Genomic DNA, 19,236 nt, shown 5'->3' with positions numbered 1-19,236 from the left:
GTATCGCAGACCAGCGGCTTGTCGAAGGCCGCGTGCCCCCATCCCAGCCTCCCCCGGGCGGGGCAGGGGCAAGACAACGCACCGACTGCGAATGCGCCGAGGTCTTTCTCCCTCCCCTTTCGGGGGAGGGTCGGGGTGGGGGCAGGCGGCGTATCGCAGATCAGCAGCTCATCGAAGGCCGCGTGCCCCCATCCCAGCCTTCCCCCGGGAGGGGAAGGAGCAAGAAAAAGAAGGCGCTCAGACCTGTCCGCCGAGTTCCTTCGCCGCGGCGCGCACGGGCTCGATGTGGCGCTCGTCGTAGCGGTGCGTGGGCATCGTCAACGTGACGGCTGCCGCCAGGCTGCCGTCCGCATGGAACACCGGCGCCGAGATGCCGGCCAGCTCGGCCGTGCGGTCGCCCACCACCGCGCAGTAGCCCTGCGCGCGAATCCCGTCGTACAGCTTTCGCTCCTTCGCGCCGCGCGGCAGCTCGGCTTCGGGCCCGAAGGCGATCAGCACCCGCGCGCCCGCGCCACGGTCGTTGGGCAGCAGGTCGCCCACGCGCACGTGGTCGCGCACCACGTGCGACGAATCGACCCGGAACTGGCACAGCCGCGCCCAGCTGTCGCCCTGGACTTGCCGCACGTGGTACGCCGCGCTTTCGCCCGTGGCCGCGGCCAGCGCGCGCAGCACCGGCAGCACGATGCGGTCGAGCGGTTGCGACGCCGCGTACAGCCCGTGCAGCCGCGCGATCTCCATGCCCAGCGCATAGCGTCCGTCGTCCTGCCGGCGGATCAGCCGTGCGTGCTCCAGCGAGGCCAGCAGCCGCAGCACCGTGCTCTTGTAGAGCTGCGTGCGCTCGGCGAACTGCGCGAGCGACAGGGCCTCGTCGCCCGGCTGAAAGGCCGACAGCAGGCTCAGCGCACGGTCGACCGCGGCGGCGCCGCCGGGGGCGGCATTGAGGTCGGACACCGACTCGGTCTGGGCTTTGCGGGGCATGGGTGGACTTGACAGTGAAAGTCGATCGGCGGTCTAATTCTGTTTAACGGAATTTAGTTCTGTCTAACAGAACTGTCAAGCGGTCCACGCCAGACCGCTTCAAGGAGACAAAGTCGATGACACCCCCCGACGTCCTCATCAGCGAGGTCGGCCCGCGCGACGGCCTGCAATCGGTCAAGGCCACCATGCCGACCGCGGACAAGCTGCGCTGGATCGACGCGCTCTACGCCGCCGGCGTGCGCGAGATCGAAGTCGCCTCTTTCGTGCCCGCGAAGCTGCTGCCGCAGATGGCCGACGCGGCCGACGTGGTGCGACATGCCGTCACGCTGCCCGGACTCGTGGTGATGGCGCTGGTGCCCAACCGCAAGGGCGCGCAGGCCGCGCTCGAGGCCGGCGTGCACAAGCTCACGATGCCGGTGTCGGCCAGCGTGGCGCATTCGCTTGCCAACGTGCGCAAGACGCCGACCGAGATGGTCGAGGAGGTGCGCGCGATTGCCGACCTGCGCCGCGCCATCGCCCCGCAAGTGAAGCTCGAGGCCGGCATCTCCACCGCCTTCGGCTGCACGCTGCAGGGCCTGGTGCCCGAGGACGACGTGATCCGCCTGGCCGCGCAGTGCATCGAGGCCGGGGCCGACGAGTCGGGTCTTTCGGACACCGTGGGCTATGCCAACCCGGCGCAGGTGCGCAGGCTCTTCAAGCGCCTGCGCGCCGAGATCGGCAAACACGCCGGCGCGGCCCACATGCACAACACGCGCGGCCTCGGCATCGCGAACTGCCTGGCGGCGTGGGACGAAGGCGTGCGCACCTTCGACGCCTCGCTTGGCGGCCTCGGCGGCTGCCCCTATGCGCCCGGCGCCTCGGGCAACGCCGTGACGGAAGACCTCGTGTTCATGTTCGAGGCCATGGGCGTTCGCACCGGCATCGACATCGAAAAACTCATCGCGGCGCGCGCGCCGCTCATGGCCGGCCTGCCCGGCGAACCGGTCTACGGCATGACGCCCGAGGCCGGGCTGCCCAAGGGTTTCGTCCAGGAATACACCGCACATGTCTGAAGCCCCCACCAGCAACCCGCTTGCGAACACCTTGCCTTATGCCGGCATCCGCGTCGTCGAGTTCACCCACATGGTCATGGGCCCGACCTGCGGCCTGCTGCTGGCCGACCTGGGCGCCGAGGTCATCAAGGTCGAGCCCATCGAGGGCGACAACACGCGCCGCCTGCTCGGCTCGGGCTCGGGCTTCTTCCCGACCTTCAACCGCAACAAGAAGAGCATCGCGCTCGACCTGAAGCAGCCCGAGGGCGTGGAGGCCGCGCTGCGCCTCATTGCCACGGCCGACATCGTGAGCGAGAACTTCAAGCCCGGCACCATGAAAAAGCTGGGGCTCGACTACGACACCTTGGCCAGGCTCAACCCGCGGCTCATCTACGTGAGCCACAAGGGCTTCCTGCCCGGCCCGTACGACCACCGCACCGCGCTCGACGAGGTGGTGCAGATGATGGGCGGGCTGGCCTACATGACCGGCCGTTCGGGCGACCCGCTGCGCGCGGGCACCAGCGTGAACGACATCATGGGCGGCATGTTCGGCGCCATCGGCGCCATGGCCGCGCTGCGCCAGCGCGAGCTCACGGGCAAGGGCTGCGAGGTGCAGTCCGCGCTGTTCGAGAACAACGTGTTCCTGGTCGCTCAGCACATGATGCAGTTCGCCGCCACCGGCAAGCCCGCCGACCCGATGCCCAGCCGCATCTCGGCCTGGGCCGTGTACGACGTGTTCACCGTGAAAGACGGCGAGCAGATCTTCCTGGCGGCCGTGAGCGACAAGCAGTGGGCCATCTTCTGCAAGGCCTTCGGCCTGGAAGACATGCTGGCCGACCCGCGCCTGAAGACCAACAACGACCGCGTGCGCGCACGCGACTGGATGATGCCGATCCTGCGTTCGCACCTCGCGAACCACAGCGCGGCGGAACTGGCGGCGGTGTTCGAGCAGAACGAACTGCCCTTCGCCCCCATCACCAAGCCGCAGGACCTGTTCGACGACCCGCACCTGAACGCCACCGGCGGCCTCGCGCCGGTGCGCATGAACGACGGCAGCATGGCCAAGGTGCCGCTGGCGCCGTTCACGCTGGGCGGCGAACGGCCCGGCATCCGGCTGCAGCCGCCGCACATCGGCGAGCACAGCCGCGAGCTGCTGAAAGAAGTGGGCTACAGAGATGAAGAAATCGCTGCGCTCGAGACACGCCACATCACCCTCGGAGACTGACCCCATGTTTTTCACCACACGGCGTGCAACGCGCGTCGTCTTCACTGAACGGCGCGCACTGCTCGCCTGCGCCGCGGCCGCCGCATGCCTGAACGCCGCGCCCGCCCTCGCCGACACGGCGTGGCCCGACAAGCCCGTGCGCCTCGTCGTGCCCTACACGCCCGGCGGCGCCACCGACATCGTGGCGCGCCTCATCGCGCAGAAGTTGGTGGAGGACACGAAGTGGACCTTCATCGTCGACAACCGCGCCGGCGGCAACGGCAACATCGGCATGGACGTGGTCGCCAAGTCCAAGCCCGACGGCTACACCGTCGGCCTGGGCCAGACCGCCAACCTGGCGATCAACCCGACGCTGTTTCCCAAGATGCCCTACGACGCGCTGAAGGACCTGGTGCCGGTCGCGGTCGTGGCCTCGCAGCCGGTGGTGCTGGTGGTGCGCGCCGACGCGCCGTACAAGTCGCTCGCCGAGCTGGTGGCCGCCGCCAAGGTCAAGCCCGGCGAGATCAAGCAGGCGCTCGCGGGCACCGGCACGTTGGGCCACATGGCCGGCGAGGTGCTGGCGCAACGCGCGGGCTTCAAGGTGCTGAACGTGCCGTACAAGGGCGCCGCGCCCGCCATCACCGACCTGCTCGGCGGGCAGACCGACTACATGTTCGCCACGCCGCAGGGAGCGCTGGCCATGGTGAAGGGCGGCAAGCTGCGCGCGCTGGCCGTCACCTCGGCCAAGCGCCTGCCGGTGATGCCCGAGGTGCCGACCGTGGGCGAGAGCTACAAGGGCTTCGAGGCCGTGGACTGGAAGGCGCTGGTGGTGCCGGCCGGCACGAGCGCCGACATCGTGAAGAAGCTCAACGCCGCCGTCGATAAGGCGCTGGCCAAGCCGGCCACCATCTCGCAGCTGCTGGCCGAAGGCAGCACGCCCGTCGGCGGCAGCCCGGAGCAGGCAGCGCAATACGTCAAGTCGGAACACGCGCGCTGGGGCGCGGCGGTGCGCGCGGCCGGCGTTCGTCCCGAATAGGCCGGAACAAGCCGTGCGTGCCCGGCGGCGGGCGATATAGTTCCGCCGCCATGGACCGCCTCAAGCAGCTCGAATCCTTCGTCTCGGTCGCGACCCGGGGCGGGCTCACGGCCGCGGCCAAGGCCGAGGGCGTGGCGCCGGCCATCATGGGGCGGCGGCTCGACGCGCTGGAAGAGCGCCTGGGCGTGAAGCTGCTGGTGCGCACCACGCGGCGCATCACGCTCACGCACGAGGGCAGCGCCTTTCTCGAAGACTGCCAGCGGCTGCTCACCGAGTTCGCCAATGCCGAGGCCAGCGTGAGCGCCGGGGGCGTCAAGGCCAGCGGCCATTTGCGCGTGACGGCGCCGGCCGGCTTCGGCCGCCGCCACGTCGCGCCGCTGGTGCCGCGCTTTCATGCGCTGCATCCGGAAGTGACCATTTCGCTGAACCTGAGCGACCGCGTGGTCGACGTCACCGGCGAGAGCTTCGACTGCGCGGTGCGCGTGGGCGACCTGCCCGACTCTTCATTGGTGAGCGTGCGGCTGGCCGACAACCGCCGCCGCTGCGTGGCCACGCCCGAGTTCGTGCGGCGCCACGGCAGGCCGTTGCACCCCGGCGAGCTGTCGCGCTTTGCCTGCCTCACGCTGTCGAGCGACGCCTCGCAAACGCGCGGCTGGGCTTTTCGCATTGCCACCGAGGGCGGCGCGCAGGAGCTGATCCACCTGCGCCCCAGCGGCCCGCTCGACTGCTCCGACGGCCAGGTGCTGCACGACTGGTGCCTGGCCGGCCACGGCATTGCCTGGCGCAGCACCTGGGAGGTCGAGGCCGAGATCGACGCCGGCCTGCTGGTGCCGCTGCTCGACGAGTTCGCCGCGCCGCCCAACGGCATCTACGCGGTGTTCGCGGGCGCCAAGCACCTGCCGCTGCGCGTGCGGCTGTGGCTTGATTTCCTCAAGGAGCAGTACGGCAACCCGGAATTCTGGGGCGGCAGGGCGTAGCGCAACCTGGCGGCGGCACAATCTGTTCTCAATTGCAAACCCAGTGCATTGAGCAGAAAGCCATCGAATGACCCTCGAAGCCATCCTCGCGTACCTGCACCTGCTGTCCATCCTCACGATGGTCGTGTTCATTTCGAGCGAAGCGGCCCTGTGCCGCGTGCAGTGGCTCAACGCGGCCGTGGTCGAGCGGCTCGCCAAGGTCGACATGGTCTACGGCATCGCCGCCATCGCGGTGCTCGCCACCGGTCTCGCGCGCACCTGGTGGGGCGTGAAGGGCACGGCCTGGTACTGGACCAACCCGCTGCTGCACGTGAAGCTGGGGCTCTTCATCATCGTCGGCGTGCTCTCGATCTTTCCGACGCTGACCTACTTCCGCTGGCGCAAGACGCTGCGCGCCACCGGCAAGCTGCCGGCCGAAGAAGACATCAGGAAGACGCGCAAGCTGGTGATGGTGCAGGCCCACCTGATCGCGCTGATTCCGCTGGTGGCCGTGTTCCTGGCGCGCGGTTTCGGCAAGTAGCTTCGCGCCTCGCGCATGAAAAAGGCCCGCACTCGGCGGGCCTGCTGCGCGACAACTTCAGCGCAACGCTGTTTCAGCCCTTGGCTGCGTCCGCTTCGCACTTCTTGACGAAGCTGTTCTTGGCGGCGCCGGCCAGCGGCTTGCCGTTCTTGTCCATGGCCTTGGCGGCGCAGGCGGGAGCGGCGGCAGCCTTGGTGTCTTTCTCGCACTTCTTGATGGAGCTGGCCTTGGCGGCGCCGGCCAGGGGTTTGCCGTTCTTGTCGATGGCCTTGGCGTCGCAGCTGCCGCCGGCGGCGGGGGCGGCCATGGCGGCGGGTGCTGCCGCGGGCGCGGCGGCCTTGTCCTGCGCAAAGGCGCTGAACGACAGGCAGGCGCCGAGCGCGACGGTGGAGGCGACCAGGGAAAGGAGCTTTTTCATGGTGGGATGTGTCCTTGCAAGGTTGGGTGGAGTGACGGTTGCCCCGCCCCGGGGCCGACCACCCTAACGAGCGAAGGCAACAATCGGATGACGATCGTCAACTGAGTCCGGGTTTGCCCCCGGTAAAATTCCCGGATGCTATTGGTCAAACAGGAGCTGCTCGCGGCGCTCGCGAACACGCTCGAATCCCTCTCGCCCGGCGCTGGCTCCAAAGCCGCGTTCGAGTCGCCCAAGGTGGCTGCCCATGGCGATTTCGCCAGCACGGCCGCCATGCAGCTCGCCAAACCGCTGGGCCAGAAGCCCCGCGAGCTGGCCGAGCGTCTGAGCACCGCGCTGCTCGCCACCCCCGCTTTCGGCCAATGGGTCGAGGCCATCGAGATCGCCGGCCCCGGTTTTCTCAACATCCGCCTCAAGACGGCCGCCAAGCAGCAGATCGTGCGCGAAGTGCTGTCCGCGGGCGAGGCCTTCGGCCGGCAGCCGGCCACGGGCGAGAAGGTGCTGGTGGAGTTCGTCTCGGCCAACCCGACCGGCCCCCTGCACGTGGGCCACGGCCGCCAGGCGGCGCTGGGCGACGCCATCTGCAACCTGCGCGCCTCGCAGGGCGAAAACGTCTGGCGCGAGTACTACTACAACGACGCCGGCGTGCAGATCCAGACGCTGGCCAACAGCACCCAGCTGCGCGCGCGCGGCTTCAAGCCGGGCGACGCCGAATGGCCCAGCGGCGAAAAAGCCCCGGCCTACAACGGCGACTACATCGCCGACATCGCCGAAGACTTCAAGGCGAAGAAGACCGTCAAGTCCGAAGACCGCGAGGTCACCGGCAGCGGCGACATCGAGGACCTGGACGCCATCCGCGAGTTCGCCGTGGCCTACCTGCGCCGCGAACAGGACCTGGACCTGCAGGCCTTCCGCGTGCGCTTCGACCAGTACTACCTGGAGTCCAGCCTGTACACCAGCGGTCGCGTCGAGGCGGCCGTGGCCAGGCTGGTGGCCGCCGGCAAGACCTACGAGCAGGACGGCGCGCTGTGGCTCAGGTCGACCGATTACGGCGACGACAAGGACCGCGTGATGAAGAAGCAGGACGGTACGTACACGTACTTCGTGCCCGACGTCGCCTATCACATCGCCAAGTGGGAGCGCGGCTTCCACAAGGTCATCAACATCCAGGGCACCGACCACCACGGCACCATCGCGCGCGTGCGTGCCGGGCTGCAGGCGGCTGGCGAAGGCATTCCCGAGGGCTACCCCGACTACGTGCTGCACACCATGGTGCGCGTGATGAAGGGCGGCGAAGAGGTCAAGATCAGCAAGCGCGCGGGCAGCTACGTCACGCTGCGCGACCTGATCGAGTGGACCAGCACCGACGCCGTGCGCTTCTTCCTGCTCAGCCGCAAGCCCGACACCGAGTACACCTTCGACGTCGACCTGGCCGTCACCAAGAACAACGACAACCCGGTGTACTACGTGCAGTACGCGCATGCGCGCATCTGCTCGGTGCTGGCCGGCTGGGGCGGTGACACCGCCACGCTGAAGAGCGTCGACCTGACGCCGCTGGAAAGCCCGGCGGCCCAGGCGCTGATGCTGCTGCTCGCCAGGTACCCGGCCATGCTGACGGCCGCGGCCAAGGACTTTGCACCGCACGACGTCACTTTCTACCTGCGCGAACTGGCCGCCAGCTACCACAGCTACTACGACGCCGAGCGCATCCTGGTCGACGACGAGCAGGTCAAGCTGGCCCGCCTGGCGCTGGTCGCCGCGACCGCGCAGGTGCTGCACAATGGCCTCGCGATTCTCGGCGTCAGTGCGCCGAGCAAGATGTGAACCTCACCATGAAGAAGACAACCAGACAACGCGGCAACATCGTCATCGGCCTGATCATCGGGCTGGTGCTCGGCCTTGGCGTCGCGCTGGGCATCGCGGTCTATGTGACCAAGGTGCCGATCCCGTTCGTGACCAAGACGCAAAAGGGCGGCGCCGAACAGGACGAGGCCGAAGCCCGCAAGAACCGCGACTGGGACCCGAATGCGCCGCTGGCCGGCAAGGCCGGTGCAGCCAAGCCCGCGCCGGTCGCCACCGGTCCGGTCAACCCGGTCACCGGCGAGCCGGCCGCCGCCGTGGCCCCAGGCGCCCCGCCGCCCACGACCGCACCGCCGGTGCCCGTGGTGGTGGCGCCCAAGCCACCACGCACGGCGCCGGTGCCGGCCGAGGCCAACGCGCTGCCGGCTTCGAACGACCCGCTGGGCGACCTCGCCCGCGCGCGCTCGGGCAGCGTGACCACCGCGTCGGCTGCGCCGAGCAGCAGCACCAACAGCAACGCCGCCAGCAGCTCCGGCGCCGATCCGTTCATGTACTTCGTGCAGGCCGGCGCCTTCCGCACCACCGACGACGCCGAGGCGCAGCGCGCCAAGCTGTCGCTGATGGGCGTGGAGGCCCGGGTCACCGAGCGTGAGCAGGCGGGCCGCACCGTCTACCGTGTGCGCGCCGGCCCGTTCAACAAGAAGGACGATGCCGACCGCCTGAAGGACCGGCTCGACGGCGGCGGCATGGAGTCGGCGCTGGTGCGCGTGCAGCGCTGACCCCGGCCTCCGACACGAATAGCCCTTAAGCTTCGCGCCGCGGCGTTTGCCGCCACGATTCATCGACCCGATCGCGCCCGGGCGCACCGGCTGCGCGGGAACTCCCCGCCGCGCGCCGGCTCAGTCTGCCGTACCAACTGGAGAACCCTTTCAATGAAACGTCGTGACTTTTCGCTGGCCGCCACTTCGCTCGGGCTGCTGTCCCTGGCCGCCAATCCGGCCCACGCCCAGGCGCGCGCGCCCAAGGCAGGCACCGAGTACCTGGTGCTCGACAAGCGCGCACCGGTCGACGCACCGGCCGGCAAGATCGAAGTGGTCGAGTTCTTCTCGTACAACTGCCCGCATTGCAACGACTTCGAACCGGCGCTCGAAGCCTGGGCCAAGACGCTGCCGAAGGAAGTCGCCTTCCGCCGCATTCCCGTGCCGTTCGTGGGCAACGACGTCGAAGCCAAGCAGCGCCTGTACTACGCGCTCGAGGCCATGGGCAAGGTCGACGAATTCCAGCCGAAGGTGTTCAGCGCCATCCATGCCCAGCGCCAGAACGTGAACGGCGACGCCAACATCATTGCCTGGGCTTCGGCCAACGGCCTGGACGGCGCCAAGTTCAAGGAAACCTTCACCTCGTTCAGCGTGGCCAGCAAGGCCAAGCGCGCCTCGCAGATGACCGACGCCTACAAGGTGGCGGGCGTGCCGGCGATGGCCGTGGCCGGCCGCTGGTATGTGGATGGCGAGACCGCCGGTAACATGACCAAGGTGCTGCAGGTCGTCAACTACCTGATCGGCGAAGCGAAAAAAGGCTGACCCCCGGGGCTGCGCGCATTGACTGCCGCTGCCTTCTCCCCTTTTTGCAAGGGATACCTGGCCCGCTTCGGCGGGCTTTTTCATCTGTGCGTGCGGGGCTGGCGCAATCAGCCGCATACAATGCCGAGCAAGTTTCGTGCCTCTATGACATTGCATTCTTACCCCACCACTCCCTCCTTCCTCCGTTGCATCGGCCGCCTGGCTGCCGCCGCGCTGCTGCTGGCCGGCTTCGCCTCGGGCGCCCTGGCCGAAACCGCCGACCGCACCAAGCCGATGAACATCGAGTCGGACGCCATGCGTTACGACGACCTGAAACAGACCAGCGTGTTCACCGGCAACGTGCTGGTCACGAAGGGCACGATCATCATCCGCGGCGCGCGCATGGACGTGCGCCAGGACGCCGAGGGCTACCAGTACGGCGTGGTCACGGCGGCGCCCGGCAAGCGCGCCTACTACAAGCAGAAGCGCAATGCGCCCGACGAATGGATCGAGGGCGAGTCCGAAGTCATCGAGTACGACAGCCGCGCCGACAACGTCAAGTTCATCCGCAACGCCGTCATGCGCCGCCTGCTGGGCGCCACGCCGAACGACGAGAGCCAGGGCGCGCTGATCGTCTACGACCAGAGCAACGACACCTACACCGTCAACGGTTCCACCGTGCCGGCGAACACCGCCGTCAACGCGTCCACCCCCGGCGGGCGCGTGAGGACCATCCTGACCCCCAAGGCCGCGGCCGCGCCGGCCGCCGGTGCCTCGGCCCCGGCGGGCGCGAAGGCTGCGCCGCCGGCACCCACCCCGGCGCCCGGCAAGGGCCTGCGCCAGAGCACCACGCTCGACGACGGAGAAACCCGCAAGTGATCGAAACCGCTGGAACGCACGACGCCAACGGCGCGCCGGGCAGCCGCCTGGTGGCGCGCGGCCTGAAGAAGAGCTATGGCAGCCGCACGGTGGTGAAGGACGTCTCGCTCGACGTGCAGAAGGGCGAAGTGGTCGGGCTGCTCGGGCCCAACGGCGCGGGCAAGACCACCTCGTTCTACATGATCGTGGGGCTGGTGCGTGCCGACGCGGGCCAGATCACCATCGACGGCGAGCCCATCGCGCACATGCCGATCCACCGGCGCGCCCGCATGGGCCTGAGCTACCTGCCGCAGGAAGCCTCGATCTTCCGCAAGCTCACCGTCGAGGAAAACGTGCGCGCCGTGCTGGAGCTGCAGAGCGAGCCCGACGCCAACGGCAAGATGGCGCCGCTGTCCAGGCAGCACATCGAGGAGCGCCTGTCCGAACTGTTGTCCGACCTGCGGGTCGACCACCTGCGCGATTCGCCCGCGCTCGCGCTGTCGGGCGGCGAGCGCCGCCGCGTGGAGATTGCACGCGCGCTGGCCACGCAGCCGCGCTTCATCCTGCTGGACGAGCCCTTCGCCGGCATCGACCCGATCGCGGTGATCGAGATCCAGCGGATCATCAGTTTCCTGAAGGAACGCGGCATCGGCGTGCTCATCACCGACCACAACGTGCGTGAGACGCTGGGCATCTGCGACCACGCGTTCATCATCAGCGACGGGCATGTGCTGGCACAAGGCACGCCTTCGGAGATCGTCGACAACGCCGAGGTACGACGCGTCTACCTTGGCGAGCACTTCCGGATGTAAGGGCGGGTGGGCTCTCCATGAAGCAAGGGCTGTCCCTTCGCGTCTCGCAGCACCTGGCATTGACGCCGCAGCTGCAACAGTCGATCCGGCTGCTGCAGCTCTCCACGCTCGAACTGAGCCAGGAGGTCGAGCAGATGCTGGACGAGAACCCGTTCCTCGAACGCACCGCGGAAGAGGCGGCGCGCGAGGAATTCGGGCTCGACGCGGCCGATGCGCCGGTCCCGCGCGATGACGGCGGCGGCGATGGAGGCGACGGCATCGAAGGTGAAAGCGACTTCGCGCCGCCGGCGGCCAGCACCTCTGCTTCGTCCACTGAGACGACCACCAGCACCGCCGACTCCGACGGCCCGGCCACGGAAATCACCGAGCGCGAGCCCGACTGGGAAGGCGACGGCACCGTCGACATGGCCGCGCCCGACGACAGCGAGTGGGGCAGCGACGCCCCCGCGCGCCAGAACAACCTGGGCGACGATGAGCGCGCCGACGCCACCGAGCTCGCGCGCAGCCAGGAGTCGCTGCAGTCGTTCCTGCACCGCCAGGCGCTGAGCCTGCGCCTGAACGAGAACGACAGCGCCGCGCTGCGCTTCCTGATCGAGTCGCTCAACGACGACGGCTACCTCGAAGACTCGCTGCCCGCGCTGGCCTCGGGCCTGGCTGGCGACGACAACGACCAGTTCGACGACCTCGTGCACCACTTCCAGGTGGCGCTCGGCCTGCTGCAAAGCCTGGAGCCCGTGGGCGTGGGCGCGCGCGACCTGGGCGAATGCCTGGGCATCCAGCTGCGCGCGCTGGCCCGCCCGGACGAGACCGAGCAGGAGCAGCTGGTCCGCAAGACCGCCATGGCCGTGTGCAAGCAGTCGATGGAACTCTTGGCGCGTCGCGACTTCAAGCGCCTGGCCACGCTCACCCGCACCAGCGAAGAGCTGGTGCGCCTGGCGCTGCAGATCATTGCGCGGCTGGAGCCCAAGCCGGGCCGGCGCTTCGTGGACGTGGAGCGCAACATCGTGGTGCCGGACGTGATCGTCACCAAGACCGGCCGCGGCACCAACATCAAGTTCCGCGTCATGCTGAATCCGGAGGTCATGCCGCGCCTGCGCGTGCACGACATCTACGCGGGCGCTCTCAAGGCGCACAAGGGCGAGGGCAGCCAGGCGCTGTCGCAGCGGCTGCAGGAGGCGCGCTGGTTCATCAAGAACATCCAGCAGCGCTTCGACACCATCCTGCGCGTGAGCAACGCCATCGTCGAGCGCCAGAAGAGCTACTTCGTGCACGGCGAGCTCGCGATGCGCCCGCTGGTGCTGCGCGAGATTGCCGACGAGCTGGGCCTGCACGAGTCGACCATCTCGCGCGTGACCACGGCCAAGTACATGTCCACGCCGTTCGGCACGGTCGAGCTCAAGTACTTCTTCGGCTCGGCGCTGGGCACCGAGACCGGCGGCAATGCGTCGAGCACCGCGGTGCGCGCGCTCATCAAGCAGTTCGTCAGCTCGGAAAGCATCAAGAAGCCGCTGTCGGACAGCCAGATTTCCGAGATGCTGAAAGAGCAGGGCATCGAGTGCGCACGCCGCACCGTGGCCAAGTACCGCGAGGCGCTGCGCATCGCGCCCGCCAACCTGCGCAAGGCGCTGTAGCAAGCCGACCATGAGCCCTGGCCGCCCGCATCCGATGTCGCGCCGGGGGCTCGGGTTCTTCGCCTTGGTGGCCGTGCTGCTGTTCGCCGGCTGCGCCACCTTGCCCGACGAGGCGCCGCGCCCCGCCGTCAAGGCCATCGCCGTGTCGGCCGATACCGCCCTGGGCAAGATCGCGCTGGGGGCCCAGCCCGACCCCGACCTGAGCGGCTTTCGCCTCATGCCCGGCGGCGACTTCGCCTTCGATACCCGCATCCAGCTGGCGCGCCGCGCCCAGCGCACGCTCGACGTGCAGTACTACCAGATCGAGAACGACGAGACCGGCCGCTACCTGTTGCGCACCCTGCGCGACGCCGCGCTGCGCGGTGTGCGGGTGCGCCTGCTGATGGACGACCTCTACACCTCGGGCGAGGACGAGCTGCTGCTGGCCTTTGCCGCCACGCCCAACGTCGAGCTGCGCCTGTTCAACCCGTTCCCGGCCGGGCGCGGCAGCATCCTGAAGCGCTTCACCGCCTCGCTGTTCGACTTCAGCCGCGTGAACCGCCGCATGCACAACAAGCTGTTCATCGCCGACGGCGCGATGGCGGTGGCGGGCGGGCGCAACATCGGCAACCAGTACTTCCGGCGCACCGCGGGCGAGAACTTCCTCGACCTGGACACCTTCGTGACCGGCGCGCTCATCCCGCGGCTGGGCAGCCTGTTCGACCAGTACTGGAACAGCGTCTACGTGCGGCCCATCGGCTCCGTGGTGCGCACCGATGTGCCGCGCGACGAACTGCAGCGCCGCTTCGAGGCCGCCACCGGCCCCGACACCACGCCACCCCCGCCGCCCCCCGCGCCCAACGACCTGCTCGGCTACAGCCCGATGGCGGACGACCTGAACACCGGCAAGCTCAACCTGATCTGGACCCTGGCCGAGGCCTACGCCGATTCGCCCGACCGCGTGATCGGCAAGACGGCTTCCTACGGCGGCGTGCCGCTGCTGGACGTCGACAGCGTGCGTTACAACGTGGTCGAGCAGATGCGCCGTGCGCGCTCCGAGGTGACCATCGTCTCGCCGTACCTGATTCCCGGCGCCACCGGGCTGGAGGTGATGCGCGAGATTCGCCGGCGCAACGTGAAGATCAGCGTGGTCACCAACTCGCTGGCCGCCACCGACGAGCCGCTGGTGCACACCGCCTACCGCCGCTACCGGCCCGACATGCTCAAGCTGGGCGCCGACCTGTACGAGCTGAGTTCCAGCCGCACCCGGCGCAGCGTGCGGCTCGGGCTGTTCGGCACCTCGGTGGGGCGGCTGCATGCCAAGTCGGCGGTGATCGACCGGCGCACACTGTTCGTCGGCTCGATGAATTTCGACCCGCGCTCCGAGTCGGCCAACACCGAGATCGGGCTGATCATCCACAGCCCCGAAATGGCGCAGCAGATGCTCAAGCTGCTCGACGTGCTCAAGCAGCAGGGCGCCTACCGGCTGCGCTTTGCCGAGGGCAGCAACGAGTCGCGCATCGAGTGGACCAGCGACGACGCCGGCAAGCTCACCGTGCTGACCGAGGAGCCTGACTCGGGCTTGTGGGACCGCACGATGCTCGAGATTTTGGCGCCGCTGACGCCCGAAAGCCTGCTCTAGCGGTGCGCTTGCCGCCCGTCACTTGCCGCTGACGGCCGACCACATCAGCCGCAGGCCCAGCAGCCCCATCACGCCGCCCGCGGCGCGGTCGATCCAGGCCTTGTAGCGCAGGTAGGCCGAGCGCGGCGCCGCTGAAGAAAGGGCCAGCGCGACGACGGTGTACCACCCGGTCTCGATGCAGAAGATGACCACCGGCACGGACAGCGCCAGCACCAGCGGCACGTCGCGCGGCAGGAAGGCCGCGAAGATGCTGGCGTAGACCACCGCTGTCTTCGGGTTGCTGACCTGGGTGGCCAGGCCGACAAGGAAGGTGCGCAAGGGGTGTGCGCCACTACCCTGCGCGCTTGGCGAGGTACCCCCCGGGGGCACCGCCGCCATGGCCAGCGGCTGCCGCGCGCCGCGCCAGATGCGCACACCCAGGTACACCAGGTAGGCGCCGCCGAAGCCCTTGATGGCGAGGTACAGGCCCGGCACCGCCAGGAACGCCGCCTGCAGGCCGGCCAGCGCGGCGATGGCGAAGACCAGTCCGCCCGCGCCCATGCCCAGCGCGGCTGCCAGCCCGTCGCGCCTGGAAGCCACCGCCGTGCGGGCGACCATCACGAAACTGGGACCGGGACTCATCGCGCCGACGGCCATCGCGCCGGCAATGCCGAGCAGGGAAAGGGTGGTGTTCATGGGCTGAAAGGCGTGGCGTGGAGATCAAATGCGCGATCAGCGTGCATTAGTGCACGCTGATCGGGGGTTTGAAAACTAAACTTTAAGTAGTACTCGGGTAACTTTTGGTTTACATTTTCTGCACCGGAGTTACTGATGCAAAAAATGAAAAACCTCATCCTTCTGGCCGTCTGGGCTGTGGTGCTGTCGTTTTTGCTGAGTTTCTTCTACTGGAGCGACGCCCCGCTGGCCGAGCAGCTGCTGTTCGGGGCGTTCATGACGGTGGTCACCGGTGCCTGGATGCTGGTGCTGCTGAACCTGCCGCGTGCGTTCGTGGCCTCCCGCAACTGGCTCAAGGCCTCCAAGGACGACGAGCGCAAGCGCCTGGCCGGCCTCCATCACCCCGGCGCCTAGGGCTGGATGTTGACGGCCTCGACCTGCACCAGCAGTTTCACCTTGTTCTCGAAGCCGAAGTTCAGCCCCCAGGTCATTCCCCAGTCGCTGCGCTCCACGGTCGTCTCGAAGTCGCCGCCGCAGACCTGGCGGTTGATGAGCGGGCTCAGGTAGCAGTTGAAGCGCGCGGCCTTCAGCGTCACCGGCCGGGTCTGGCCCATCAGGGTGAGCGTGCCGGGCACGTCGGCCACCTTGTCGCCGCTGAAGTCGATGCGATCGGCCACGAAGCGCGCGGTCGGAAACTCCGCCACATTGAAGAAATCCTTGCTCTGCACGTGACGGTTGAGCAGGTCGACGCCCGTGTTGATGGAGCTGATGTCCATCGTGATGTCGACCGCGCCGCTGGTGCCCGTGCCGTCGATCTTCACCGTGCCGTCCTTGGTGCTGAAGCGCCCCCGGTTGGTGGTGGTGCCGTAGTGGCCCATTTCGTACATCACGAAGGTGTGGGTCGGGTCGACCACGTAGCTGGCGTTTTTCACCGGTCCGCCCGCGGGCTTGGCGGCCACGGGCAGTGCCGTGTAGTCCTGGGCCGCGGCGGGGTTGCCGGCGAGGGCGCAGGCCGAGAGCGCCGAGGCGAGGATGAGCTTCTTCATCATGGCGTGAGGTGTGTGAGGCATGGCGGGTAGGTGCGGCGGTTCCGGGTCTCAAAGCGGCCCGAGGCCTGCGAGCGTGAACTTGAAGCGCACCTGCACTTCGTTGCCGACCATCGAGGTGTCGGTCCATTCGCCGTCGCCCACCTTGAAGTCGAGCCGCTGGATCGTAAAGCTTCCGGTGGCCACCGCGAAGCCGCCAGCCGCCGTGATGCTGACCGGCACCGTCACGGCCCTGGCCGTGCCCTTGAGGGTGAGCTTGCCCGCCATCTCGAACCTGCCGTCGCCCAGCGACTTGATGGCGCTCGACTGGAAGCTCGCCTGCGGGAAGTGCGCGGCGTCGAACCAGGGCGCCTTGGGCAGCTCGGCGTCGCTCATGGGAATGCCGAAACCGGCGCTGCCCGTGTCGATCTGCAGTGCCACGGTGCCGCCTTCGGGCTTCTTCGGGTCGAAGGCCACCTGGGCGTCGAACTTCTTGAAGGTGCCTTCCACCGGCACGCCCATCTGTTTGGTGACGAAGACGATCTGGCTCTTGTCGGCCACCAGCTTGGTGGCGATAGGCTCGGCAACAGCGAGCGCGGGCATGGCCGCCGCGAAAGCCAGTGCCGCGCAAGGCAGCAGGCGGTAGAAAAGGCGCGTCATCGAGCAGATTCCTTGCGTGGTCCGGGCCACATGCGTTTCAGAAGACCGTCGCGGTCGATCCAGTGGTGCTTGAGCACCGCCGCCACGTGCAGCAGCGTGACGCCCGCCAGCGTGAAGGCGCTGTACTTGTGCAGCGGCTGCAGCGCCGCCTCGGCGAAGACCCGGTCGACCGGCACGAAGTCGGGCAGCGCCAGCACACCGAACCACCCGACCGGCATGCCCATGGCCGAGCTGTAGGCCCACCCCGAGAGCGGCACCGCGAAGAACAGCAGGTACATCAGCGTGTGGCTCACGCGGTAGCTCGCCAGTTGAAGGCGCGACATGCCCGCCGGCAGCGCGGGCGGCCGGTGCCCGATGCGCCACAGCAGCCGCAGGGCCGACAGCGCCAGGATCGTGACGCCCGCCCACTTGTGCCAGCTGTACACCTTCAGGCGCAGCGGCGAGAACGGCAGGCCCGTCATGTAGAGCCCCACGCCGAGCGAGCCGACGATCAGGGCCGCGAGCAACCAGTGCAGCGCGATGGCGAACCCGTCGTAGCGCAGGTGGCGGGCCTCGGCGGGAAGGGAAAGGGAGGGGGTGTCGGCGGACATCGGAAGCAGGACCGGCGGCCTGTGCGCGGAGCATATATCGGAAGCAGTGACAGCTGCACTGCACGGCCCGTGCCAGCCGGGCCGCGCGCCTTCAGCCCTGCTGCTGTGCCCTCAGCAGCACCCCGTGCAGGTCGTCGGGCTGCACCGGCTTGCGCAGCGCATGCCAGCCGCGCTCGGCCGCGAGCCGTTGCGTGCCTTCGTTGATGTCCGCCGAAATCAGCGCGATGGCCAGCGAGGGCTTCTGCTCCTGCAGCGCCTGCGCCAGCGCAATGCCGTCGAGCGAGCCCGGCAGGCGGATGTCGCACAGCGCCGCGTCGAGCGCGCGCAGGTCGGCCAGCGCCAGCGCCTCCGCCGCGCTGGCGTACACGCGCGGCTCGACCTGCCATTGCCGCAGCAGCGCGCACAGGCTGTCGGCCACCACGGTGTTGTCTTCCACCACCAGCACGGCCAGCCCCGGGCGCAGCGTGCGCGCAGCCGGGGCGTCGGCGGTGGCCGGCGTGCAGGCGGCGTGCGCGGGCACCACCGCGCCCTGCGACGCGGCCGGCAGCTCGAAGCTGAACACCGACCCCCGCCCCGGCGCCGAGCGCAGCGACACCTCGATGCCCAGCTGCGCCGCCAGCCGCCGCACGATGGCCAGGCCGAGCCCGTGGCCGCGCTGCAGGTTGCGCTCCACGTTGCCGATCTGCTCGAAGTCCTCGAACACGCGCGCCTGCGCGTCCGCGGCAATGCCGATGCCGCTGTCGCGCACTTCCACGCGCCAGGCCAGGGCGTGTCCGCGCCGGCGCGCGCGCACCGCCAGCAGCACCCGCCCGCGCGGCGTGAACTTGACGGCGTTGTCGACCAGGTTGGCCAGCACGCGGCGCAGCGACACGGCGTCGGTGAAGGCCACGGCACCGGCCGGGCAGCGCACCCGCACGCGGGCGTCGCCGGCCTGTCGCGCCAGTTCGTGCAGCAGCGGCGCCAGCGCCACCGCCGCCGGCCGCAGCGGATCGACCGCCGCCTCGATGCGGCCGATTTCCAGCAGCTGGTTGGTCAGCCCCTCGAGCGCCTGCTGCGCGCGCGCCAGCGAGCCCACGGTGTGCTGCACCGCCTGCATGTCGGCGCCGCCATCCAGTTGCTGGCGCAGCACCTCTGCCTGCAGCCCGATGGCCATCACCGGCTGGCGCAGGTCGTGGTTGGCGGCCGAGAAGAAGCGCAGCCGCTCGGCCTGCGCCTGCTCGGAGGCGCGCAGGCCGGCCAGGGCCTGTTCGCGCAAGGTGCGTTCGTTGAGCCGCAGGCCGATGTTTTCCTCGAGCTGGCGCGAGCGCTCGGCCACCAGCTTCCACATCATCGCGATCAGCCCGCAGCCGATGGCCGACACCGCCATCATCACCGGCGCCCCCAGCCAGAGGCCGGTGACGATGATCGGCGCCAGCAGCAGCGTGATCGCCAGCTGGGTGGCCGGTGTGTAGAACGACACCGAGAAGGCCGACGACAGCGTCATGCCCATCAGGATCAGGCCCAGCAGCAGTTGCAGGTCGGCACGCTCGGGGTTGAACAGCAGCAGCCCGGCCAGCCCGTGCGCCAGCTCCCAGATGGCCGTGCGCAGCGTGTGCGTGCGCTGCGCCTCGCGCAGGCTGCGCGCCGTGAAGGGCTGCGGCAGGCGCTGCGGGAAGAAGCCGCGCATGGCCGTGACGGCGGTGATCAGCGCGATCCAGACCAGGGCGCGCGGCAGCGAGTACTGCCAGGCGAACAGCGCCGCCACGCCGCAGTTCAACAGGTACTGCACCAGCAGCACCGGCCCGATGGGGCGGATGGACAGCCGCAGCACCTCGCACTGGATCTCGAAGCGGTCGCTGCCGCCGGCGGTCTCGGTCATGGGTGCG

20 protein-coding genes are annotated in these 19,236 nt (G+C 69.0%); 13 read left to right on the top strand and 7 right to left on the bottom strand.

The window, feature by feature from the left end:
* Positions 1 to 237: 237 nt before the first annotated feature.
* Positions 238 to 978 (bottom strand): IclR family transcriptional regulator, encoded by a 741-nt coding sequence (locus tag AC0IYU_RS31265; RefSeq protein WP_435487954.1) that lies wholly within the window; start codon positions 976 to 978, stop codon positions 238 to 240.
* A gap of 116 nt (positions 979 to 1,094) precedes the next feature.
* Here AC0IYU_RS31265 and AC0IYU_RS31260 point away from each other — a divergent pair, with 116 nt between their 5' ends.
* From AC0IYU_RS31260 to AC0IYU_RS31240, 5 genes are all read left to right on the top strand, one after another.
* Positions 1,095 to 2,030: a hydroxymethylglutaryl-CoA lyase gene (locus AC0IYU_RS31260; RefSeq protein ID WP_472125296.1), complete on the top strand. Its 936-nt coding sequence runs from the start codon at positions 1,095 to 1,097 to the stop codon at positions 2,028 to 2,030.
* Complete coding sequence (locus tag AC0IYU_RS31255) at positions 2,023 to 3,234, top strand: CaiB/BaiF CoA transferase family protein (RefSeq protein WP_472125293.1); 1,212 nt, start codon at positions 2,023 to 2,025, stop codon at positions 3,232 to 3,234. Before AC0IYU_RS31260 ends, AC0IYU_RS31255 begins: the two co-directional genes overlap by 8 nt.
* Positions 3,235 to 3,238: 4 nt before the next feature.
* Positions 3,239 to 4,249 carry a Bug family tripartite tricarboxylate transporter substrate binding protein gene (locus AC0IYU_RS31250; RefSeq protein ID WP_472125290.1) on the top strand — a complete coding sequence of 337 codons (1,011 nt, stop codon included), beginning with the start codon at positions 3,239 to 3,241 and terminating at the stop codon, positions 4,247 to 4,249.
* Between the two features lie 50 nt (positions 4,250 to 4,299).
* On the top strand, positions 4,300 to 5,226 hold the full coding sequence (locus AC0IYU_RS31245; RefSeq protein WP_472125288.1) for a LysR family transcriptional regulator: 927 nt from the start codon (positions 4,300 to 4,302) through the stop codon (positions 5,224 to 5,226).
* Positions 5,227 to 5,293: 67 nt separating this feature from the next.
* Positions 5,294 to 5,746 (top strand): DUF2214 family protein, encoded by a 453-nt coding sequence (locus tag AC0IYU_RS31240; protein ID WP_472125286.1) that lies wholly within the window; start codon positions 5,294 to 5,296, stop codon positions 5,744 to 5,746.
* A gap of 73 nt (positions 5,747 to 5,819) precedes the next feature.
* Here the strand turns inward: AC0IYU_RS31240 and AC0IYU_RS31235 are convergent, their stop codons facing one another.
* Positions 5,820 to 6,164, bottom strand: coding sequence for a hypothetical protein (locus AC0IYU_RS31235; RefSeq protein WP_435487949.1), 345 nt, complete (start codon positions 6,162 to 6,164; stop codon positions 5,820 to 5,822).
* A gap of 135 nt (positions 6,165 to 6,299) precedes the next feature.
* On the opposite strand from AC0IYU_RS31235, the gene argS reads away from it, so the two are divergent.
* From argS to AC0IYU_RS31200, 7 genes are all read left to right on the top strand, one after another.
* The gene (gene argS, locus AC0IYU_RS31230) at positions 6,300 to 7,985 is read left to right on the top strand and encodes an arginine--tRNA ligase (protein WP_472125283.1); all 1,686 of its coding nucleotides are present in this window, start codon (positions 6,300 to 6,302) and stop codon (positions 7,983 to 7,985) included.
* Positions 7,986 to 7,993: 8 nt separating this feature from the next.
* A complete protein-coding gene (locus AC0IYU_RS31225) occupies positions 7,994 to 8,740 on the top strand; it encodes an SPOR domain-containing protein (RefSeq protein ID WP_435487947.1) in 747 nt (248 codons plus the stop codon).
* A 153-nt stretch (positions 8,741 to 8,893) separates the two neighbouring features.
* Entirely contained in the window at positions 8,894 to 9,541 is a 648-nt protein-coding gene (locus AC0IYU_RS31220) for a thiol:disulfide interchange protein DsbA/DsbL (RefSeq protein ID WP_472125281.1), read from the top strand.
* Positions 9,542 to 9,685: 144 nt separating this feature from the next.
* Positions 9,686 to 10,399, top strand: a complete 714-nt coding sequence (lptA, locus tag AC0IYU_RS31215) for a lipopolysaccharide transport periplasmic protein LptA (RefSeq protein WP_435439011.1) — start codon at positions 9,686 to 9,688, stop codon at positions 10,397 to 10,399.
* Complete coding sequence (gene lptB / locus AC0IYU_RS31210) at positions 10,396 to 11,190, top strand: LPS export ABC transporter ATP-binding protein (protein ID WP_472125278.1); 795 nt, start codon at positions 10,396 to 10,398, stop codon at positions 11,188 to 11,190. Before lptA ends, lptB begins: the two co-directional genes overlap by 4 nt.
* A gap of 17 nt (positions 11,191 to 11,207) precedes the next feature.
* On the top strand, positions 11,208 to 12,821 hold the full coding sequence (gene rpoN / locus AC0IYU_RS31205; protein ID WP_472125275.1) for an RNA polymerase factor sigma-54: 1,614 nt from the start codon (positions 11,208 to 11,210) through the stop codon (positions 12,819 to 12,821).
* A gap of 10 nt (positions 12,822 to 12,831) precedes the next feature.
* Positions 12,832 to 14,442, top strand: a complete 1,611-nt coding sequence (locus AC0IYU_RS31200; protein ID WP_472125272.1) for a phospholipase D family protein — start codon at positions 12,832 to 12,834, stop codon at positions 14,440 to 14,442.
* Positions 14,443 to 14,460: 18 nt separating this feature from the next.
* Here AC0IYU_RS31200 and AC0IYU_RS31195 read toward each other — a convergent pair whose 3' ends face one another.
* The gene (locus tag AC0IYU_RS31195; RefSeq protein ID WP_472125269.1) at positions 14,461 to 15,117 is read right to left on the bottom strand and encodes a LysE family translocator; all 657 of its coding nucleotides are present in this window, start codon (positions 15,115 to 15,117) and stop codon (positions 14,461 to 14,463) included.
* Positions 15,118 to 15,252: 135 nt separating this feature from the next.
* On the opposite strand from AC0IYU_RS31195, the gene AC0IYU_RS31190 reads away from it, so the two are divergent.
* Entirely contained in the window at positions 15,253 to 15,510 is a 258-nt protein-coding gene (locus AC0IYU_RS31190) for a hypothetical protein (RefSeq protein WP_472125266.1), read from the top strand.
* Here the strand turns inward: AC0IYU_RS31190 and AC0IYU_RS31185 are convergent.
* From AC0IYU_RS31185 to AC0IYU_RS31170, 4 genes are all read right to left on the bottom strand, one after another.
* A complete protein-coding gene (locus AC0IYU_RS31185) occupies positions 15,507 to 16,142 on the bottom strand; it encodes a YceI family protein (protein WP_472125299.1) in 636 nt (211 codons plus the stop codon). The two genes, AC0IYU_RS31190 and AC0IYU_RS31185, sit on opposite strands and share 4 nt — an antisense overlap.
* A 51-nt stretch (positions 16,143 to 16,193) precedes the next feature.
* Positions 16,194 to 16,781, bottom strand: coding sequence for a YceI family protein (locus AC0IYU_RS31180; protein ID WP_472125263.1), 588 nt, complete (start codon positions 16,779 to 16,781; stop codon positions 16,194 to 16,196).
* On the bottom strand, positions 16,778 to 17,371 hold the full coding sequence (locus tag AC0IYU_RS31175) for a cytochrome b (protein ID WP_435487938.1): 594 nt from the start codon (positions 17,369 to 17,371) through the stop codon (positions 16,778 to 16,780). Before AC0IYU_RS31175 ends, AC0IYU_RS31180 begins: the two co-directional genes overlap by 4 nt.
* 91 nt (positions 17,372 to 17,462) lie before the next feature.
* Positions 17,463 to 19,229, bottom strand: a complete 1,767-nt coding sequence (locus AC0IYU_RS31170; protein ID WP_472125261.1) for an ATP-binding response regulator — start codon at positions 19,227 to 19,229, stop codon at positions 17,463 to 17,465.
* Positions 19,230 to 19,236: the final 7 nt, after the last annotated feature.

This window comes from Variovorax sp. AC103 (genome assembly GCF_979254005.1).
The sequence above is the reverse complement of the archived record's forward strand: the minus strand, read 5'-3'. Positions and strand labels throughout refer to the sequence as shown.